Annotated in this window: 16 protein-coding genes; all 16 read left to right on the forward strand. The window is 38.5% G+C overall.

Features of this window, described 5'->3' with window-relative positions; all coding sequences use genetic code 11:
- Nucleotides 1–152: 152 nt before the first annotated feature.
- The 16 genes from ACYT32_RS02580 (at nucleotide 153) to ACYT32_RS02655 (ending at nucleotide 17,574) form a co-directional block, all read left to right on the forward strand.
- Nucleotides 153–521, forward strand: coding sequence for an Asp23/Gls24 family envelope stress response protein (locus ACYT32_RS02580; protein ID WP_395264314.1), 369 nt, complete (start codon nucleotides 153–155; stop codon nucleotides 519–521).
- A gap of 64 nt (nucleotides 522–585) precedes the next feature.
- Nucleotides 586–2,220: a DAK2 domain-containing protein gene (locus ACYT32_RS02585; RefSeq protein WP_395264474.1), complete on the forward strand. Its 1,635-nt coding sequence runs from the start codon at nucleotides 586–588 to the stop codon at nucleotides 2,218–2,220.
- Between the two features lie 96 nt (nucleotides 2,221–2,316).
- A complete protein-coding gene (gene recG / locus ACYT32_RS02590; RefSeq protein WP_395264315.1) occupies nucleotides 2,317–4,350 on the forward strand; it encodes an ATP-dependent DNA helicase RecG in 2,034 nt (677 codons plus the stop codon).
- A 12-nt stretch (nucleotides 4,351–4,362) separates the two neighbouring features.
- On the forward strand, nucleotides 4,363–5,364 hold the full coding sequence (gene plsX / locus ACYT32_RS02595; RefSeq protein ID WP_395264316.1) for a phosphate acyltransferase PlsX: 1,002 nt from the start codon (nucleotides 4,363–4,365) through the stop codon (nucleotides 5,362–5,364).
- A gap of 10 nt (nucleotides 5,365–5,374) precedes the next feature.
- Nucleotides 5,375–5,617 carry an acyl carrier protein gene (acpP, locus tag ACYT32_RS02600; RefSeq protein WP_395264317.1) on the forward strand — a complete coding sequence of 81 codons (243 nt, stop codon included), beginning with the start codon at nucleotides 5,375–5,377 and terminating at the stop codon, nucleotides 5,615–5,617.
- A gap of 84 nt (nucleotides 5,618–5,701) precedes the next feature.
- Nucleotides 5,702–6,391: a ribonuclease III gene (gene rnc / locus ACYT32_RS02605; RefSeq protein ID WP_395264319.1), complete on the forward strand. Its 690-nt coding sequence runs from the start codon at nucleotides 5,702–5,704 to the stop codon at nucleotides 6,389–6,391.
- 13 nt (nucleotides 6,392–6,404) lie between these two features.
- Nucleotides 6,405–9,950: a chromosome segregation protein SMC gene (smc, locus tag ACYT32_RS02610; RefSeq protein ID WP_395264320.1), complete on the forward strand. Its 3,546-nt coding sequence runs from the start codon at nucleotides 6,405–6,407 to the stop codon at nucleotides 9,948–9,950.
- A 10-nt stretch (nucleotides 9,951–9,960) separates the two neighbouring features.
- A complete protein-coding gene (ftsY, locus tag ACYT32_RS02615; protein ID WP_395264322.1) occupies nucleotides 9,961–11,406 on the forward strand; it encodes a signal recognition particle-docking protein FtsY in 1,446 nt (481 codons plus the stop codon).
- 2 nt (nucleotides 11,407–11,408) lie between these two features.
- Nucleotides 11,409–11,750, forward strand: a complete 342-nt coding sequence (ylxM, locus tag ACYT32_RS02620) for a YlxM family DNA-binding protein (RefSeq protein WP_395264324.1) — start codon at nucleotides 11,409–11,411, stop codon at nucleotides 11,748–11,750.
- A gap of 9 nt (nucleotides 11,751–11,759) precedes the next feature.
- Nucleotides 11,760–13,196, forward strand: coding sequence for a signal recognition particle protein (gene ffh, locus ACYT32_RS02625; RefSeq protein ID WP_395264325.1), 1,437 nt, complete (start codon nucleotides 11,760–11,762; stop codon nucleotides 13,194–13,196).
- Nucleotides 13,197–13,399: 203 nt separating this feature from the next.
- Entirely contained in the window at nucleotides 13,400–14,299 is a 900-nt protein-coding gene (locus tag ACYT32_RS02630; RefSeq protein ID WP_395264326.1) for a peptidoglycan recognition protein family protein, read from the forward strand.
- Nucleotides 14,300–14,388: 89 nt separating this feature from the next.
- Entirely contained in the window at nucleotides 14,389–14,661 is a 273-nt protein-coding gene (rpsP, locus tag ACYT32_RS02635) for a 30S ribosomal protein S16 (RefSeq protein WP_010019451.1), read from the forward strand.
- A 56-nt stretch (nucleotides 14,662–14,717) separates the two neighbouring features.
- The gene (gene rimM / locus ACYT32_RS02640; RefSeq protein ID WP_395264328.1) at nucleotides 14,718–15,233 is read left to right on the forward strand and encodes a ribosome maturation factor RimM; all 516 of its coding nucleotides are present in this window, start codon (nucleotides 14,718–14,720) and stop codon (nucleotides 15,231–15,233) included.
- The gene (gene trmD / locus ACYT32_RS02645) at nucleotides 15,233–15,961 is read left to right on the forward strand and encodes a tRNA (guanosine(37)-N1)-methyltransferase TrmD (RefSeq protein ID WP_395264330.1); all 729 of its coding nucleotides are present in this window, start codon (nucleotides 15,233–15,235) and stop codon (nucleotides 15,959–15,961) included. Before rimM ends, trmD begins: the two co-directional genes overlap by 1 nt.
- 114 nt (nucleotides 15,962–16,075) lie before the next feature.
- The gene (gene rplS / locus ACYT32_RS02650; RefSeq protein ID WP_395264331.1) at nucleotides 16,076–16,429 is read left to right on the forward strand and encodes a 50S ribosomal protein L19; all 354 of its coding nucleotides are present in this window, start codon (nucleotides 16,076–16,078) and stop codon (nucleotides 16,427–16,429) included.
- A 161-nt stretch (nucleotides 16,430–16,590) separates the two neighbouring features.
- Entirely contained in the window at nucleotides 16,591–17,574 is a 984-nt protein-coding gene (locus ACYT32_RS02655; protein ID WP_395264332.1) for a Gfo/Idh/MocA family protein, read from the forward strand.
- Nucleotides 17,575–17,626 lie beyond the last annotated feature (52 nt).

The following is a 17,626-nucleotide window of genomic DNA, read 5'->3' on the forward strand; positions in this document are numbered from 1 at the left end:
CTGACTAATTTACCATAACTAAGAATTGAAATCAATAGAGTATTTCGGGATAAATCTGCTTTAATGTTGTTTAATTCTTTAATTACAAATGTTGCTATGATAGAATTTTATTGTTTATGATAGATTCGGTCCATGAATAGGAGGATCCAGAGATGGCAGTTACAATTAAAACAAAACATGGTGAAATTGATGTTTCAACCAATACTGTTGCCACAATCGTTGGTGGTGCTGCATCTGATATCTACGGAATCGTAGGTATGGCAAGCAAGAACCAATTTCGTGACGGTATGAATACAATTTTGAACCGTGAAGACTTTTCTAGAGGTATAGTTATTCATCAAGAAGATGGTAAACTGGCTGTTGATGTCTACATAATCGTCGGATATGGAATCAAGATTTCCGAAGTGGCAAAAAATTTAAAAGAAAAAGTAAAATATAACCTAGAAACAATGCTTGGAACGCCAGCTGGCACTGTTAATGTCTATGTTCAAGGCATCAAAGTCTTGGACGACGTCGAATAGGTAAAGCTGGTTGGAGGGGAAACTTTTGAGCAAAGAACTAATTACCAAAAAAGAATTTTCGGATATGGTGCGAGTTGCTTCGCATCGTCTTGAAAAGAATGCTAAGTTTGTTAACTCATTGAATGTCTTTCCGGTCCCAGATGGCGATACCGGAACTAATATGAGTTTGACGATTCAGAGCGGTTTTAAAGCTGTTAATGAATCTGAGAGTGATCATGTTGGAACATTAGGAAAAGCACTCGCTAAGGGCCTCTTAATGGGTGCCCGTGGTAATTCAGGTGTTATTACTTCACAAATCTTTCGTGGCTTTTCAAAGAGTATCGAAGATAAGGATACTTTGACGGCACTAGATTTGGCTAAGGCATTCGATGATGGTGTAAAAACGGCTTATAAGGCAGTAATGAAACCAGTTGAAGGGACCATCCTTACGGTTGCAAGGTTTGGTGCAGAAGCTGGTATGAAACAAGTCCAAAGTACTGACGACATTGCAGAAGTTATGAAAGCAGTCGTTTCTGGTGCTAAGGTTGGGCTTGAAAAGACGCCATCACTTTTGCCAGTTTTAAAAGAGGTCGGCGTTGTTGACTCTGGTGGTCAAGGCTTGGTCTTTATCTATGAAGGCTTTTTGGAAGGCTTGACTGGTCAAAGCGGCGATGAGGAGTATATCCCTGACGAACGTGATATGACAGAAATGGTCAACGCTTCACATCATCAATCAGTCCAAGGCCAATTCAATACCGATGATATTAAGAATGGTTACTGTACAGAAATGATGGTTGAACTAGGTAAGAACCCAACTACTGACGAGAAGTTCGATAACGAAAAATTACGCAGTTATTTGGATGGTCTAGGCGATTCCCTAATTTGCGTAGCTGACGATGAAGTGGTCAAAGTTCATGTTCATACTAATTATCCATACAAGGTATGGGCTGCAGGACGTAAGTATGGGGCTTTGGTTAAGATCAAGATCGATAACATGAGACTTCAGCACGAAACAATTGTTGATGAAAATCAACCAACTGAACAACCAGCTGCTCAAGAACCAATCGATTATGCAGTGATTGCAGTTTCTTCTGGTCAAGGACTCAGTGATCTATTCAAGAGTTTGGGCGTAACTCATGTTATCAGTGGTGGTCAGACTATGAATCCATCTACTAACGACATTGTTGATGCTATCAATCAATCTAATGCCAAACGAGCTTTGGTCTTGCCAAATAATGGCAATATTATTATGGCTGCAAAGCAGGCAGTTGATTTAGTCGATATTCCAGTTGCAATTGTTGGTTCAAAGACGATTTCTCAAGGAATGACAGCCATGCTTTCGTTCAACCCTGAAGCAGAATTAGAAGAAAATGAAGCAAACATGGAAGATTCACTTGATACGGTCAAGAGTGGTCAAGTTACTCAAGCAATCCGCAATACCGAAATTGACGGATTGAAGATCGTCAAGGGTCACTACATGGGAATTGTCGATGGTAAAATCGTGGTCGATAACGAAGATATCATTGCTACTACCGAACAAATGCTTGATGAGATGATCGATGAAGATAGCGAAGTGATCACGATCCTTGTTGGAGCTGATGGTAATGATGATGATGCACACAAGATTGCTGATTATCTAGACGATAAATATGCTGACTTAGAGACAGAAATTCATCAAGGGGATCAACCGGTTTATCCATACTTGATCTCAGTTGAATAAATAAATTAATTCAAGGAGGCAGTGATGAAACTTTTCGTTTTGTCATGGCCTCTTTAACTTTTCAGATATTTTTTAGAAAAAGGAGAGTGATTTTTGATGGATCTACGGAAAGTTTCTTTGGCACAGTTGCCAGGTGTTGGGCCCAAAAAATTACAAGCGTTACAGTCATTAAATATTAATAATGTTTATGACTTGCTGTTTTACTTTCCTTTTCGCTATGAAGATATGCAAGCTAAGTCAATTGATGAGGCGCTTGATCAAGAAAAAATCCTCTTAAAAGGTGTTGTCGCTAGTGAGCCAGTAGTCGCCCGATTTGGCTATAAGAAGAATCGTTTGAATGTTAGGATCTTAGTCGATAGTGAGTCGATCATGGTGACTTTTTTCAATCAGCCTTGGTTGAAGGATAAGTTTGAGACTGGACAAGATGTGGCGGTTTATGGAAAATGGAACGAGAATCGGCGTTCTTTGACGGGGATGAAGGTAATCGGCGTGAACGATAATTCTGTGGACTCAGTTTATTCAGCCAATAAACACATTCATCAGAAAACGCTGATTAATTTGATTAAGGTTGCTTTTGAGCAATATCATGATCAAATCGAAACGATTATTCCGCTATATTTGCGAACCAAATATAAGCTTTTGGATGATGAAAAAATCGTTGCAGGAATGCATTTTCCCCAATCTCAAGAACAAAGTGACCAGGCGAGACGCAGTGCAAAATTTCGCGAGTTCTTCTTGTTTCAATGCGGTTTACAGAGTATTAAGCGTCACGACGATCAGACAAATGTGGGAATCAGCGAACAATACGATCAAAAATTCATTGATCAGTTCATTTCTAATTTGCCGTTTGAATTGACTAAAGCTCAAAACCGAGTGGTCAAAGAAATTTTGGAAGATATGTCTTCCAGCCATCATATGAACCGATTGTTGCAAGGTGATGTGGGTTCTGGTAAAACTATTGTGTCAGTAATTGCCATGTTGGCCGCTGTCACAGCAGGTTATCAGACCGCTATAATGGCACCAACAGAAATCTTGGCTCAACAACATTTTGATAAAATTAGTCGGTTATTGGTGCCATTGAAAATTAAAACAGCATTGTTAACAGGTTCTTTGACCAAAAAAGAACATGATTTTATTGCGGATGATATTAAAAAAGGCAAGACCAATGTAATAGTAGGTACGCATGCCTTGATCCAGGAGAGTGTAAACTTTAAAAATTTGGGCTTGATCGTGATTGATGAGCAGCATCGGTTCGGAGTCAACCAAAGAAAGGCGTTGCGCCAAAAGGGGCAAAATCCTGATGTTTTAGCAATGACAGCCACGCCAATTCCCAGAACTTTGGCTATTACTACGTATGGGGATATGGATGTTTCGAGAATTGACCAATTGCCTGCGGGACGTAAAAAAATCGAGACCTACTGGATTCGGAGTCAAAAAATCGAACAGATGTATCAATTCGTGCAAAAAGAATTGGCCACTGGCGCACAGGTCTATGTCGTCACGCCATTAATTTCCGAATCAGAGTCGATGGATTTAAAAAATGCTGAATTGATTTATGATAAATTCAATGAGTTATTTGGTCAGAAGTATCAGATTGGGATTCTGCATGGACAAATGCCAAATGATCAAAAAGAATCGGTAATGAATGACTTTTCGAATAAAAAGATCGATGTCTTAGTTTCAACTACTGTGATTGAGGTTGGAGTTGATGTACCTAATGCCACAGTAATGGTAATATACGATGCCAACCGTTTTGGGCTGTCACAATTGCATCAGTTACGTGGTCGTGTGGGACGTGGAGATAAACAATCTTATTGTATTTTAATTGCAGATCCCAAGAATGAATCGGCTGCCGAAAGAATGAAGATTTTGACTTCAACTAATGATGGCTTTGTTCTGGCGGAAGAAGATCTGAAAATGCGTGGTGCCGGAGACTTGTTAGGAAATCGACAATCAGGCTTGCCTGAATTTAAGGTCGGTAATCCTATCAATGATTTTAATATTCTAGAGATTGCTCAAGAAGAAGCCAGTCATCTATTTGAAGATGAGCAGTTGATCAATAGTCAAGAAACTTTGAATCTAAAGAAGTTTATTGATAATGAATATGAACAATTAAATAATTTTGATTAGTGAGGGAACGAAATGAAAATTGCTGTAGATGCTATGGGTGGCGACAATGCACCTCAAGTTATCGTCGAAGGGATCGAACAAGCTCGTGATGAGTGGAAGGATCTAGAATTCGTCTTGTATGGAAAAGAAGATAGTATCCGTAAGTTTCTCAAAAATGACGAGCGTATTACGATCGTTAACACTGATGAACAGATTCTAGGAACGGATGAACCAGTTAAGGCGATTCGCTCTAAGAAGAAAGCTTCGATGGTTTTGGCTGCCAAATCAGTTAAAGATGGTGAAAATGACGCTCTGTTCTCATTAGGCAATACTGGAGCTTTGTTAGCAGCGGGAATTTTTATCGTAGGTCGGATCAAGCAAGTTTCACGTCCAGCTTTAATGCCTACCTTGCCAGTAACTAATTCAACTTTAGGCGTCAATATGTTAGATGTTGGTGCTAATGCCGAAGCTAAAGCTAGTTACTTACAACAATGGGCTGTTATGGGATCGATCTATACTCATGATGTGAAAAAAATTGCTGAACCGCGTGTGGCACTTTTGAATAATGGCTCTGAATACGATAAAGGTGACACTTTGCACAAAGAGGCTTATCAGTTGTTGAAAAAAACTGAGGGGATCAACTTTATCGGGAACGTGGAATCTGGCGATATTTTAGCTGGTGTGGCTGATGTGATCGTCACTGATGGTTTCACTGGTAATGCGGCTTTGAAGGCGACTGAAGGTACGGCCACAATTTTGTTACATCAACTAAAAGATGCCTTGCTAAATAACGGTATCTTTACTAAAATGGGTGCAGCTATCGTTGCGCCATCTTTGAAGGGTCTTAGAAAAATGTTTGACACTTCTCAAGCTGGCGGAGCTGTTTTATTGGGCTTGAAGTCACCAGTGATCAAAGCCCATGGTGCCGCTGATAGTAAGACGGTCTATTATACCGTTAAACAAATTTATGATATGTTATCTAACGATACAATTAATAAAGCCAACAAGTATTTTGAGAAAATGAGTGAAGAATAAGGAGAACTCCATGACAGAACAAGAAGTTTTTGAAAAAATCGTCGCATTGATTGCTGATAAATTTGAGGTTGATGCATCTACTATTACTAAAGAAACATCCTTTACAAAGGATCTAGACGCAGACTCGATTGACCTTGTTGAATTTGTCCTAGAACTTGAAGATGAATTTGGTTCAGAGATTCCAGATGACGATGCAGAAAAAATCACAACTGTTGGTGAAGCGGTAAATTATATTTCATCACATCAAAAATAAGGCCACCAGGTCTTTTTTTTTTATCCAGCCAATTTTTAACATAAAAGTTTAGTATAATTAGTATTATTGGAAAGGGGATTAGCTATGTTAGATCCAAAATTCTTAGAATTTCTAGATAAAAGTTATGGAATTAAATTTAACGACAAACATTTAGTTGAACGAGCAATGACTCATTCTTCTTTTGATAATGAACATAAAGAGCTGGGAATTGGGGACTATGAACGTTTGGAGTTTTTAGGCGATGCAGTCCTAGAAATCAATATTTCTCGTTACCTCTTTGAAAAATATCCTAATTTACCTGAAGGTAAATTGACACGCTTAAGGTCTGATATTGTTCGGACTGATAGTTTTGCTCGTTTTGCCAAGGAAATTCAAATCGACAAGTATTTGTTGATCGGTAAAGGTGAAGAAAAGCAAGGTGCCCGTCAAAGACATACGCTGTTAGAAGATATCTTTGAAGCCTTTAATGGTGCACTATACCTCGATCAAGGCAATCAAGTGGTCAATGACTTTTTAAAGAAGATCGTTTATCCACATATTGATTCTGGTGAATTTTCAGAAGATACTGATTTTAAGACTCACTTACAAGAAAAGTTACAAGAGTCTGGTGAAGTTGAGATTGATTACAAAGTGATCGATGAAGAAGGTCCCGACCATGATAAGAAGTTTAAGGTAGAATTGATCGCCGACGGTAAAATTCTGTCCAAAGGTTTGGGATACAGTAAGAAGCATGCTGAACAAATGGCAGCTAAGAGAGCGTTAGAAGAATTATAGGAGTTTTGAGTTTATGCCATTAAAATCATTAACGATCAATGGGTTTAAATCTTTTGCTGATAAAACAAAAATTGATTTCACCAGTGGAATTACTGGAATTGTTGGACCCAACGGGAGTGGAAAATCGAATATTACAGAAGCCATTCGTTGGGTAATGGGTGAACAATCAGCCAAGAGTTTACGCGGAGACAAGATGGTCGATGTGATTTTTGCTGGTAGTGCCACGCGTGCACAGATGAATCGGGCTGAAGTAGTCTTAGAGTTTGATAATCATAATCACGAACTAAAATCGTCGCAAGATGACATCATTATTTGTCGACGTTTATTTCGCAATGGTGATACTGAATTTTTAATCAATAATAAGCAATGCCGGTTGCGAGACATTACTGAACTATTTATGGATTCAGGAATGGGCAAGCAATCATTCTCGATTATTTCCCAAGGACGAGTTGAGGAAATTTTCAATAGTAAACCAGTCGAACGTCGCAGCATCATCGAAGAATCAGCCGGGGTAGCTTTATTTAAGCAAAAGAAGCAACAAGCTGAGACGAAAATGACTGAAACGACTGACAATTTGCATCGGGTGTCAGATATTGTCTCTGAACTATCTAAACAAGTTGAGCCACTGAAAAAGCAAGCCAGTATTGCCCGGGACTATAAAGCACAAAAAGCCCAGTATGACAGTATTTACCAAAAAATCTTGACGATAGAGATCAAGAATTTATCGGCGCAAAAGCATCAAATCGAGAAAAATTTGCGGGAAGTTAAACTTAGCTTACAAAATATTTCTCAACAAGTTAAACAAGCTAATCAACAAGTTGAAGCTAATAATCAAAAAGTTCACGAATTAACGAGTCAGATCGATGATACACAAACTAAGTTAACTGAGTCGACAAAGACTTTGGAAATTTATAACGGTAAAGTGGCAGTGGCTGATGAACGTAACGGCTTCAATACGTCAAACAAACAGTCGCTCAATTTGCAATTAGAAAATCTGCAAGCGAGTCAAACTAAAAATCGTTCAAAACTAGTGGAATCGAATCAAAAGTTGGACGAATGTAAGCAACAGATCAAGCAATATGAAGATCAACTAAATGAGATTCAGCAATTAAAACAGAAAACACCAGCCGATTTACAACAAAATATTAATGATTTACGAAATGATTATGTTAATTACTTGCAAGATCAGGTTTCTAACAATAATGAGCAGAAGTTTTCACAACGCCAATTGGAGCGAATTGATAATACGATCAAGGAACAACAATCCCAATTGACACAAGTTACGGCAAATTTGAATGATTCTAATCAAGACAATGATTCCATTGAGCAACAGATCAAAAAGCTGGTCGATGACAATCAATCTCTGATTCACCGTAGTCAAGAATTGACACAACTGGTCGATCAAATTACAGAAAATGGTAAAAAAGAGAATAATAATTACCTAAAAGTGCTAGAGAGCTTACAAGAAATTAAGGCTCGCAAACGTGTTTTGGAAAATATGGAACAAGAGCATGCTGGATTTTTTGAAGGTGCTAAGAATGTTTTGAATAATAAGCAGCAGATTTCAGGAATCATTGGTGCCGTAGCAGAATTGATTACAGTCCCTAAAGAATATCAATTAGCTATTGAGACGGTTGTCAGCAACCAATTGCAGTCGATTGTTACTGAAGATGAAACGTCCGCTAAACAAGCTATTGGTTATTTGCGTCAAAGCCGGGGCGGTCGAGCAACTTTCTTACCTTTGAGCGTTATTCAGCCACGGAATATTTATGCTAATGATTTGAACAAAGCGCAAGCAATCGTCGGTTTTGTTGGAGTCGCTAGTGATTTAGTCCAATATGATTCTAAAGTTGAAAGTATCGTCAAGAATATCTTAGGAAATCTGTTGATTGCTAAAGATATCAATGTGGCAACGCAAATATCAGCAGCCGTTAATCGCAAATACCGAGTAGTTACTTTAGATGGTAACGTGGTTAATGCGGGTGGTTCTTTGACTGGTGGTCAGCAACGTCGAGTCAACTCTAGTTTGTTGACCAGAAAAGATGAATTGCAAACTTTGAGTAGTGAATTGTCGAAGCAAGAATTGTTGCTGGATCAAAAACAAACGACGGTTCAGGATCTACGTAATCAATTGACCAAAGTAAATGCTGAAAAGAAAGTTGTCGATGAGAAGCTTTCCCAATTCAATCAAGCTAAGAGTCAATTGGAGAACCAAATCTCGACTTCTCAAAATGAAGCCAAGCATTTCAGTGAACGCTTAGATGTTATCAAGTATAATTTATCTAAGAACCAAACTGAGCAAAAGGAACTTCAAACTAATTTAACTGCTCAAAAAGCTGCGGCCGAGAAAATTAGTCAAAGTATTGAGCAGACGCAGGCTCAAATTGATCAAAAGCAAAAACTTTTAACCGATTTTGATGCCGAATTGCAATCAATTACTAAGCGTGAGCAGGACTTGCAGACGCAATTGGCTGTGGTTAAGAGTAATCATGCCAATCAAGCTAGTCAAAATCAGGACCTAAAAGCTTTAGTGGATTCAGAAACTAAGCAAATTGAAAACATCAAAGAACAATTGCAGACGCTTGATTCCGAGAAGAGTCAATTAGACTTGAACAGTTCGGAAGTTAAGCAAAAAATCGTTCAATTGCAACAAGATATTACCAGTTTGCAAAAACAAGTTTCCGACTTGAAAGCTGAGCGTGAGCAACAACAGAGTTTGGCTACTGAATTAAATTCCAAAGCCCAACGGAATTTTGACCTACAAAAGAGTGCCTCAGATGAGCAAGAAACTTTGGCCATCAAAAATACTAAGCTGTCCAACCAGATTGATAGCCGTTTGGATATTCTCTCGAAAGATTATCAATTGACATATGAAGCTTCATTGTTAGCTCTGAAACAAGCAGACTACGATCCTGACGAACTTCAAAAGGAAGCTCGTTTGCTAAAAATGGGTATTGAAGAATTGGGTACGGTCAACTTGTCAGCAATTGAAGAGTACGATAAGGTCAAAGATCGTTATGAATTTCTCACGCAACAACAAAATGACCTGCTTCAAGCACGAACTCAGTTACTTGATACGATGACGGAGATGGACAAAGAAGTTACAACTCGTTTCAAGAAAACTTTTGATGAGGTTGCAGCAGCCTTTGAAGAGATTTTTCCAGAAATGTTTGCTGGTGGTCGAGCTAAGTTAGTCTTGACGGAACCAGATAATCTTTTGGAAACAGGGATTGAAATTATCGCCCAGCCACCAGGGAAGAAATTCCAGCACTTGAGCTTATTATCAGGTGGCGAAAAAGCCTTAACCGCCATCACCTTGTTATTTGCAATAATCAAAGTAAAACCTGTACCATTCTGTATTCTTGATGAGGTCGAAGCTTCACTTGATGACGCAAATGTTTATCGTTTTGCAAATTACTTAAATGAATATGATGACAATACTGAATTTATCGTTATCACGCACCGTAAGGGAACGATGATGAATGTCAATCGCTTGTATGGTGTGACGATGGAAGAGTCTGGGGTATCTCGGATGCTATCAGTTGAAGTCAAAGAATAGGAGTTAACTTATGGGATTATTTGACCGTATTAAAAAAGCTTTCTCAGGTAATGATGATTCAAAAGAGGAACCAAAGAAAACAACTCCTGAAGAAGGACAAAAAGAAGCTACGGAATCAGACCAAGAGGCTGTTGAAGAGAAGTCAACTGAAGCTCAAACATCAACCGAAACTTCAGAGCCAACTGAAGAAACTGACCAACAAGCTGAACCAGAAGTTACTGATAGTAATCAATCAGTAGCTGATACTACAGAAGAATCAGCCGTTGAGACGGATACAACAGAACCAGCAAAAGACTTGGCTCATGAAGAAAAAGCGACTGATGATAAAGAAACCGTTGCACCCTCAAATACGGCAACTACTGAAAAATCTGCCGAACCTGAAGTACAAAAGAGTCAAACAACTGAGACAAAAACGATTGAACCTGATGCTACTGCAGAGGCTTCTCAGCCAGCAAATGAAGAAGCACCAGAGGTTTCAGAAGAAGTTGAAACTGATGAACCCAAAGATGATGTGAAAGAATACGACGAAGGCCTCAAAAAAAGTCGTAATTCTTTCAGTTCACGTTTAAATCATTTTTTGGCTAATTTTAGAAGTGTCGATGAGGATTTCTTTGATGATTTGGAAGAATTGTTGATTGAGTCTGATGTTGGTTACGAAACAGCTCTTAGAATTTCTGACGAATTGCGTGAGGAAGTTAAGTTAGAGAATGCCAAGAAGAAATCTGATGTTTCAAAAGTTATTGTCCAGAAGTTAGTTGATATGTACGGTGAAGAAGGTAAAGACGAAGATAATGCCTTGAAATTCAGTAGCGACAACACGCCAACAATTTTTCTCTTTGTCGGTGTCAATGGTGCTGGTAAGACTACAACTATCGGTAAACTAGCTCATCGTTATGAACAAGCTGGTAAAAAGGTCCTATTAGCCGCTGGCGATACCTTTAGAGCGGGCGCCATCGAACAACTGCAAGAGTGGGGTAAACGTGATGGTGTGGCTGTTCAAGCTAGTAAAGCTCATACCGATCCAGCTTCGGTAGTTTATGATGCTGTTCAAAGAGCCATCAATGAAGACTTCGATATCTTACTAGTTGATACTGCTGGTCGTTTGCAAAATAAAGAAGGTTTGATGCGGGAGTTGGAAAAGATTAAACGTGTTATTACCCGTGAATTGCCAGATGCACCGCAAGAAGTATTGTTAGTACTCGACGGTTCGACTGGTCAAAATGCCTTGAGTCAAGCTAAACAATTTAATGAAACAACCGATGTCTCTGGAATTGTTTTGACAAAACTTGATGGTAGCTCGCAAGGTGGGGTCGTCTTGGCTATCCGTAATGAATTACATATTCCGGTCAAATTGGTTGGTCTAGGTGAACAAATGGATGACTTACGGGACTTTGATCCAGAGAAGTTTGTCTATGGGCTCTTCAAGGAATTGATCGTAGGAGAATCCAATAAATAAAGATGGATATCGATGAAACGACCCGAGTAAACTTGCTCTATAATTTTTATCATTCGTTGTTGACTAAAAAGCAGAGTCGCTATTTAGATTTGTACTATGTCGAAGATTTTTCTTTGAGTGAAATTGCCGAGCAACTACAAGTTTCTCGCCAAGCGGTTTTAGATAACTTGCATCGTTCAGTCAATTTGTTAGAATCATTTGAGAAAGAACTTGGCTTGATTGAGAAGACCAAAGAAATCGATGACATTTCCGAACAGCTCGATCAGTTAGTTCAGAAAAAGTATGCCAATGATAAGGAATTATTAGGATTAGTAAGAAGAATTTCTAAAATAAATGAAATGTAGGAGTAGAGTATGGCTTTTGAAGGATTAAGCGAACGTTTAAACAAAGTTTTCTCTTCACTGAGAGGTAAGGGTAAACTTTCCGATGAAGATATTCGTAAAGTAATGCGTGAAGTAAGAATGGCCTTACTAGAAGCGGATGTTAACTTCGACGTAGTTAAGAAATTCGTCAAGTCGGTGAGAGAACGTGCATTAGGCGCTGAAGTAATGGAAAGTTTGACGCCTTCGCAACAAGTTGTCAAAATCGTTGATGAAGAATTAACTAAGATCATGGGACAAGAAGCAGTTCCATTGAATAAGTCCAAGCATATTCCAACGATTATTATGATGGTTGGTTTGCAAGGTGCTGGTAAAACTACGACAGCCGGAAAATTAGCTAACCGACTCAAGAATACTGAAAAGGCACGTCCACTCTTCATTGCTGGAGACGTTTATCGTCCTGCTGCGATTGAACAATTGAAGACGATTGGACAACAGCTTGACGTACCAGTTTATGATGAAGGAACAGATCATGATCCAGTTGATATTGTTAAAAATGGTCTAAAAGTTGCTGAAGAGAATAAAAATGATTATGTCATTATTGATACCGCTGGACGATTAGAAATTGACGAGCAGTTGATGGACGAGTTGCAAAGGATCAAGGAATTAGCCCATCCTGATGAAATCCTCTTTGTCGCTGACTCAATGACGGGTCAAGTTGCAGCTAAAGTTGCTCATGGATTTGACGAACAACTAGATATTACCGGTGTTGTTTTGACTAAGTTGGATGGTGATACCCGTGGTGGTGCTGCCCTTTCAATTCGTGATGTTACTGGTAAACCTATCAAGTTTATCGGTCAAGGTGAAAAACTCGATCAGTTAGATGTCTTCCATCCAGACCGAATGGCTAACCGTATCCTCGGAATGGGTGATATGTTAACTCTGATCGAAAAAGCACAGACTGATTACGATGAAAAACAAGCCCAAGAAGTAGCTGAAAAAATTCGTGAAAATAGTTTTGACTTCAATGATTTTATCGACCAAATGGATCAAGTACAAAAGATGGGTCCTTTGGATGAAATTATGAAGATGATTCCAGGCATGGCCAATAATCCACAATTAGCTAATATCAATATTAGTGAAAAAGATATTGCTCATTTGAAGGCAATCGTTTATTCTATGACGCCGGCTGAACGAGAAGATCCTGATCTGTTGAATCCTTCTCGGCGTCGTCGGATTGCGGCTGGTTCTGGACAAAGCGTTCAAAACGTCAACCGAATGATCAAACAGTTCAAACAATCCCGTGATATGATGAATAAGATGAGTAAAGGTAATATGGCGGGAATGGAACAATTGATGGGCAATGGTGTTCAAGGTCGTCTAGGTAAGATGGCTATGAAATCAATGGTTCGTCGCAATAAGAAGAATAAGAAAAAACGTCTCAAGAAAATCAAACGTTTTAAATCATAATTACTTTTTTAACTCAATAGTCCAGTGAAGTTACCACTTATCGAGGGTTCTTCACTGGACTTTTTGTATGGAGAAATGTTTGTTTTTCAATGAAATTCATCATTCTTGAGGGATAAAAATTATGTAACGGAATTGAAACGATAATCGGGAATTATTGCGTTATACTATAAAATGTAAGTTATAGGAAATAGGGGACTTAAATAATGCAAAAAAAATCAATTATTTTTGGAATAATGCTTTTTTGTTTAGGGATGATTAGTTTAATCTTTACAGGTCAAGAAGTTTCGGCTTCTGCAATCAATGATTATATTGTCAGCAATAAAATCGAGCCAGTTTCGGTGACCTATCGTGAAGGAACCTTTAATAATTGGTATGGTTATGAAAATGGTGTCGGTAAGCCCGAAGGGGTAGTGGTGCATGATACTGCTGTCGATGGAGACTCAGCCCATGCTGAAGAACAATCTTTCAATAATCATTGGCAACAATATCAAGCTTATGTTCACGCTTTTGTCGATGCCGGCAATATTATCCAGATCCACAACACAGACTATATGGTTTGGGGAGCCGGACCAATTGCTAATTCGAAATTTATTCAAGTTGAATTGTGTCATTCTTCTTCAAAAGATGCCTTTGCTAGATCAGTTGCTAACGATGCTTACTACATTGCCTCAAAATTGATTCAGTATCATCTAGCTGATATTCCTGGTAAGACGGTTTTGTCGCACAAACAAACTGCCCAGATGTGGCATCAAACTAATCATGTTGACCCAGATGAATACTTTGTACGCTTTGGTTACGACATGAATCAATTCAATGATTTGATCAGTCTGTATTACAATAATTTGCAAGCTTATCATTCAGTTTACGGTAACACCACTAATAATGCTGGCGTTTCAGCTCGTGGTGTCATTACCGTTGATAACAAGAATGGTAATTTCGTTCCGCTAGTAGCTTTTGATGCAAATGGCAAGACCAGAGTCATTGAAAACCGTGGTTTGGCTAATAATACTCCCTGGTACACAGACCAAGTGAAGAATTATGCTGGCGTAGATTACTGTCGAGTTGCAACGAACGAATGGGTTGCTAAGAACTACGTTGTTTAAAAAAATAAGAACTGTAAAGAAAAAAACTTTACAGCTCTTATTTTTTTGTGTATACTAACAAAGTTAAGTATTTAGGAGGAAACAAACATATGTCAGTTAAGATCAGAATGAAACGCATGGGTTCAAAATTACGCCCATTTTATAGATTAGTAGTTGCAGATTCACGTTCACCACGTGATGGCCGCTTTATCGAACAAGTTGGTTACTACAACCCAATCTCACAACCAGAAGAAATTAAGTTAGATGACGACAAGATCGTTGAATGGTTAAACAAAGGTGCACAACCTTCAGATACTGTTCGTCACTTGTTGAAACAACACGGAATTATGCAAAAGTTCCACGAAAGCAAATTCACAAAATAGTAATTTTTGATGGGACCAGACATTGTCATGGTCCTATTTTAATACACGGAGGAAAAATGGCTGAAGAATTATATCGAGTTGGTACGATCGTCAATACCCATGGTATCAAAGGCGAGTTGCGAGTTATTCCTATTACCGATTTCCCAGAAGACCGTTTCAAAGCCGGTGCAAAACTTTATTTGAAGAGTCAGGGTCAAACTTTGGAATTTACTGTCGAGTCATCGCGACCTCATAAGAGTTTTATCTTAGTCAAATTGAAGGGCTACGATAATATTAATGATGTTGAAAAATATGTTAAATCAGAGTTATTTGCGGACGGTGAAGAGGTTCCTACTCTCAATGAAGGCGAATTTCTTTACAAGCAAATCATTGGTTTGACGGTGATTGACAAAGATTTAGGTGAAGTCGGTAAGATTACTGAAATTATCGAGCTAGGTTCAAATGATGTTTGGGTAGTTAAAGGGCCTAAATATAAAGAGATTTTATTGCCATACATTGATGATGTAATCAAAGATGTTGATCTTGATGCAGGCATTGTCAAAGTGGAAATACCAGATGGGTTGATAGACTAATGGATATTACAATTTTAAGTATTTTTCCAAAAATGTTTCAAGCTTTAGATGAATCGTTGATCGGCAAAGCTCAAGCTAAAGAATTAGTTAATATTGACGTGGTCGATTTTCGTGACTTTACTACGAATAAACAAAATCATGTTGACGATGCACCTTATGGTGGCGGGGCAGGGATGTTGTTGCAGGCCCAGCCGATCTATGATGCCATGGATTACGTCGAAAAGAAAAAACCAGGTAAGAAACGCGTCATCTTGTTAGATCCAGCAGGAAAGACTTTTAACACGAAGATGGCTCAAGACTTTGCTAAAGAAGAGCAATTAGTTTTTATCTGTGGTCATTATGAAGGTTTTGATGAGCGGGTCAAGGATTTAGTTACTGATGAAGTTTCGATTGGCGACTATATTTTGACTGGTGGCGAATTACCCACAATGAGCATGATCGATGCCACTTTACGTTTTGTGCCGGGCGTATTAGGCAATTCATTTTCAGCGGAAGAAGAATCGTTTTCTAATAATCTTTTGGAATATCCGCAATATTCACGTCCAGCAGACTTTAGGGGCAAAAAGGTTCCCGAAGTGTTAACCAGTGGGGATCATGAAAAAATTCGTCTCTGGCGGCTAACGAAAGCCTTGAAGAAGACGTTAGAACGTCGGCCTGATTTATTAGAACATGCGCAGCTGACTGAAGAAGAACAACAGCTGTTGCGTAAAATTCGTCAAAATAACTAGTTTACAAGTAGCTTTAAATAAAGTATCATATTAAGAGTGTTTGAACACACATATTAACGATATTCCGCTGTGTATCAATGGATATATAAGAGTGTCGGTAGGGAGAAATTATTTATGAATAAATTGATTCAAGATATTACAAAAGAACAATTACGTTCTGACATTCCTGACTTCCGTAGTGGTGACACTGTTCGTGTCCATGCTAAGGTTGTTGAAGGTAGCCGCGAACGTATCCAATTATTCGAAGGTGTCGTTATTAAGAAGCATGGTACTGGTATCAGTGCTACTTATACTGTTCGTAAGATGAGTAACGGTGTTGGTGTTGAAAGAACATTCCCGCTAAACACACCTCGTGTAGAACAAATTGAAGTTATCAGACATGGTCGTGTACGTCGTAGCAAGCTTTACTACTTACGTGCTCGTACAGGTAAGGCTGCTCGTATTAAAGAACGTCGTCGTGACATCTAATTAATACTTGAGCTTTAAAAACCGTTTTCTCAAATTTGAGAAGACGGTTTTTTCTTAGGAATTTTTTTAATTTCAATTACCATTTAGTATATTTGCCCCTAAAAGATTTCTGAAGGTGTTTTAATGGATTAAAAATTAAAACAACGAGGAGCACTCTACGAATGAAATTAGCAATTATTGGGTCAGGGAACATCGTGCATGATTTTTTGACCATCACTAAGGACTTGCCTGATACCGAATTAACTGCATTGATAGGGACGCAAAGAAGTTTGGACGTGTTGCATCAATTGAAGCTTAAATATCACATTGGCGCAATTTACACCGATTTTGATACAGCTTTAGCAGATGGAGGGTTCGATACAGTCTATATTGCGGTACCGAATTTTTTACACTTCAGTTTTGCTAAAAAAGCTTTGGAACATGGCAAGAATGTCATCGTTGAAAAGCCCTTTACGGTAAAATTGTCAGAGTTTGAAATTCTCAAGCAAATCGCCCAAGATAAGCAGTTATTTTTGTTAGAGGCGATCACCAATCAATATTTGCAAAATTATCTTGATTTAAAGCAGAAATTACCACAGATCGGTGATATGAAATTGATTGAAAGCAATTATTCGCAGTATTCCACTCGTTACGACGATTTTTTAGCGGGACAGATCTTACCGGCGTTTGATGCTAAAAAAGGTGGCGGCGCACTGTTAGACTTAAATATCTATAATATCCATTTCATTGTCGGTTTATTAGGGCGTCCTAAACAAGTCAAATATCTGCCCAATATTGCTCGAGGTGTTGATACTTCTGGGATTCTTTTGATGGACTACGACAATTGTAAGGCAGTTGCTATTGGTGCGAAAGATTCTGTCGTCCCTAAGCGTCAAACTAGCCTTCAAGGAAGTCTAGGGTCGATTATTGTCAACGGTCCCACTAATCGATTAGAGTCATTTGATATTTACGACAATCAAAAACAATTAGTTGAACATGTCGATAATAAAGTTTATCCTCATCGAATGTATCAAGAATTCGTTGCTTTTGAAAAAATCATCCGTGAGCAAGATTTTCTTCAAGTAAGACAACGCCTACAACAGAGTGAAAGCGTCATGTTTGTGGTGGAGGAAGCTTTGAAGTCAGTGAATTTGAATCTTGATTAAAAAAATCCCAGTCAGTTAACTAGTTAGTTAACAACTGGAATTTCTTTAGTTA

This window comes from Companilactobacillus sp. FL22-3 (assembly GCF_054881455.1).

Coding starts and splice junctions, on each gene's coding strand:
- plsX (WP_395264316.1), top strand. CDS start 4,363: ATGAAAATTGCTGTAGATGCTATGGGTGGCGACAATGCACCTCAAGTT.
- ACYT32_RS02655 (WP_395264332.1), top strand. CDS start 16,591: ATGAAATTAGCAATTATTGGGTCAGGGAACATCGTGCATGATTTTTTG.
- acpP (WP_395264317.1), top strand. CDS start 5,375: ATGACAGAACAAGAAGTTTTTGAAAAAATCGTCGCATTGATTGCTGAT.
- ylxM (WP_395264324.1), top strand. CDS start 11,409: ATGGATATCGATGAAACGACCCGAGTAAACTTGCTCTATAATTTTTAT.
- ffh (WP_395264325.1), top strand. CDS start 11,760: ATGGCTTTTGAAGGATTAAGCGAACGTTTAAACAAAGTTTTCTCTTCA.
- recG (WP_395264315.1), top strand. CDS start 2,317: ATGGATCTACGGAAAGTTTCTTTGGCACAGTTGCCAGGTGTTGGGCCC.
- rplS (WP_395264331.1), top strand. CDS start 16,076: ATGAATAAATTGATTCAAGATATTACAAAAGAACAATTACGTTCTGAC.
- ftsY (WP_395264322.1), top strand. CDS start 9,961: ATGGGATTATTTGACCGTATTAAAAAAGCTTTCTCAGGTAATGATGAT.
- rpsP (WP_010019451.1), top strand. CDS start 14,389: ATGTCAGTTAAGATCAGAATGAAACGCATGGGTTCAAAATTACGCCCA.
- ACYT32_RS02580 (WP_395264314.1), top strand. CDS start 153: ATGGCAGTTACAATTAAAACAAAACATGGTGAAATTGATGTTTCAACC.
- smc (WP_395264320.1), top strand. CDS start 6,405: ATGCCATTAAAATCATTAACGATCAATGGGTTTAAATCTTTTGCTGAT.
- trmD (WP_395264330.1), top strand. CDS start 15,233: ATGGATATTACAATTTTAAGTATTTTTCCAAAAATGTTTCAAGCTTTA.
- ACYT32_RS02630 (WP_395264326.1), top strand. CDS start 13,400: ATGCAAAAAAAATCAATTATTTTTGGAATAATGCTTTTTTGTTTAGGG.
- ACYT32_RS02585 (WP_395264474.1), top strand. CDS start 586: ATGGTGCGAGTTGCTTCGCATCGTCTTGAAAAGAATGCTAAGTTTGTT.
- rimM (WP_395264328.1), top strand. CDS start 14,718: ATGGCTGAAGAATTATATCGAGTTGGTACGATCGTCAATACCCATGGT.
- rnc (WP_395264319.1), top strand. CDS start 5,702: ATGTTAGATCCAAAATTCTTAGAATTTCTAGATAAAAGTTATGGAATT.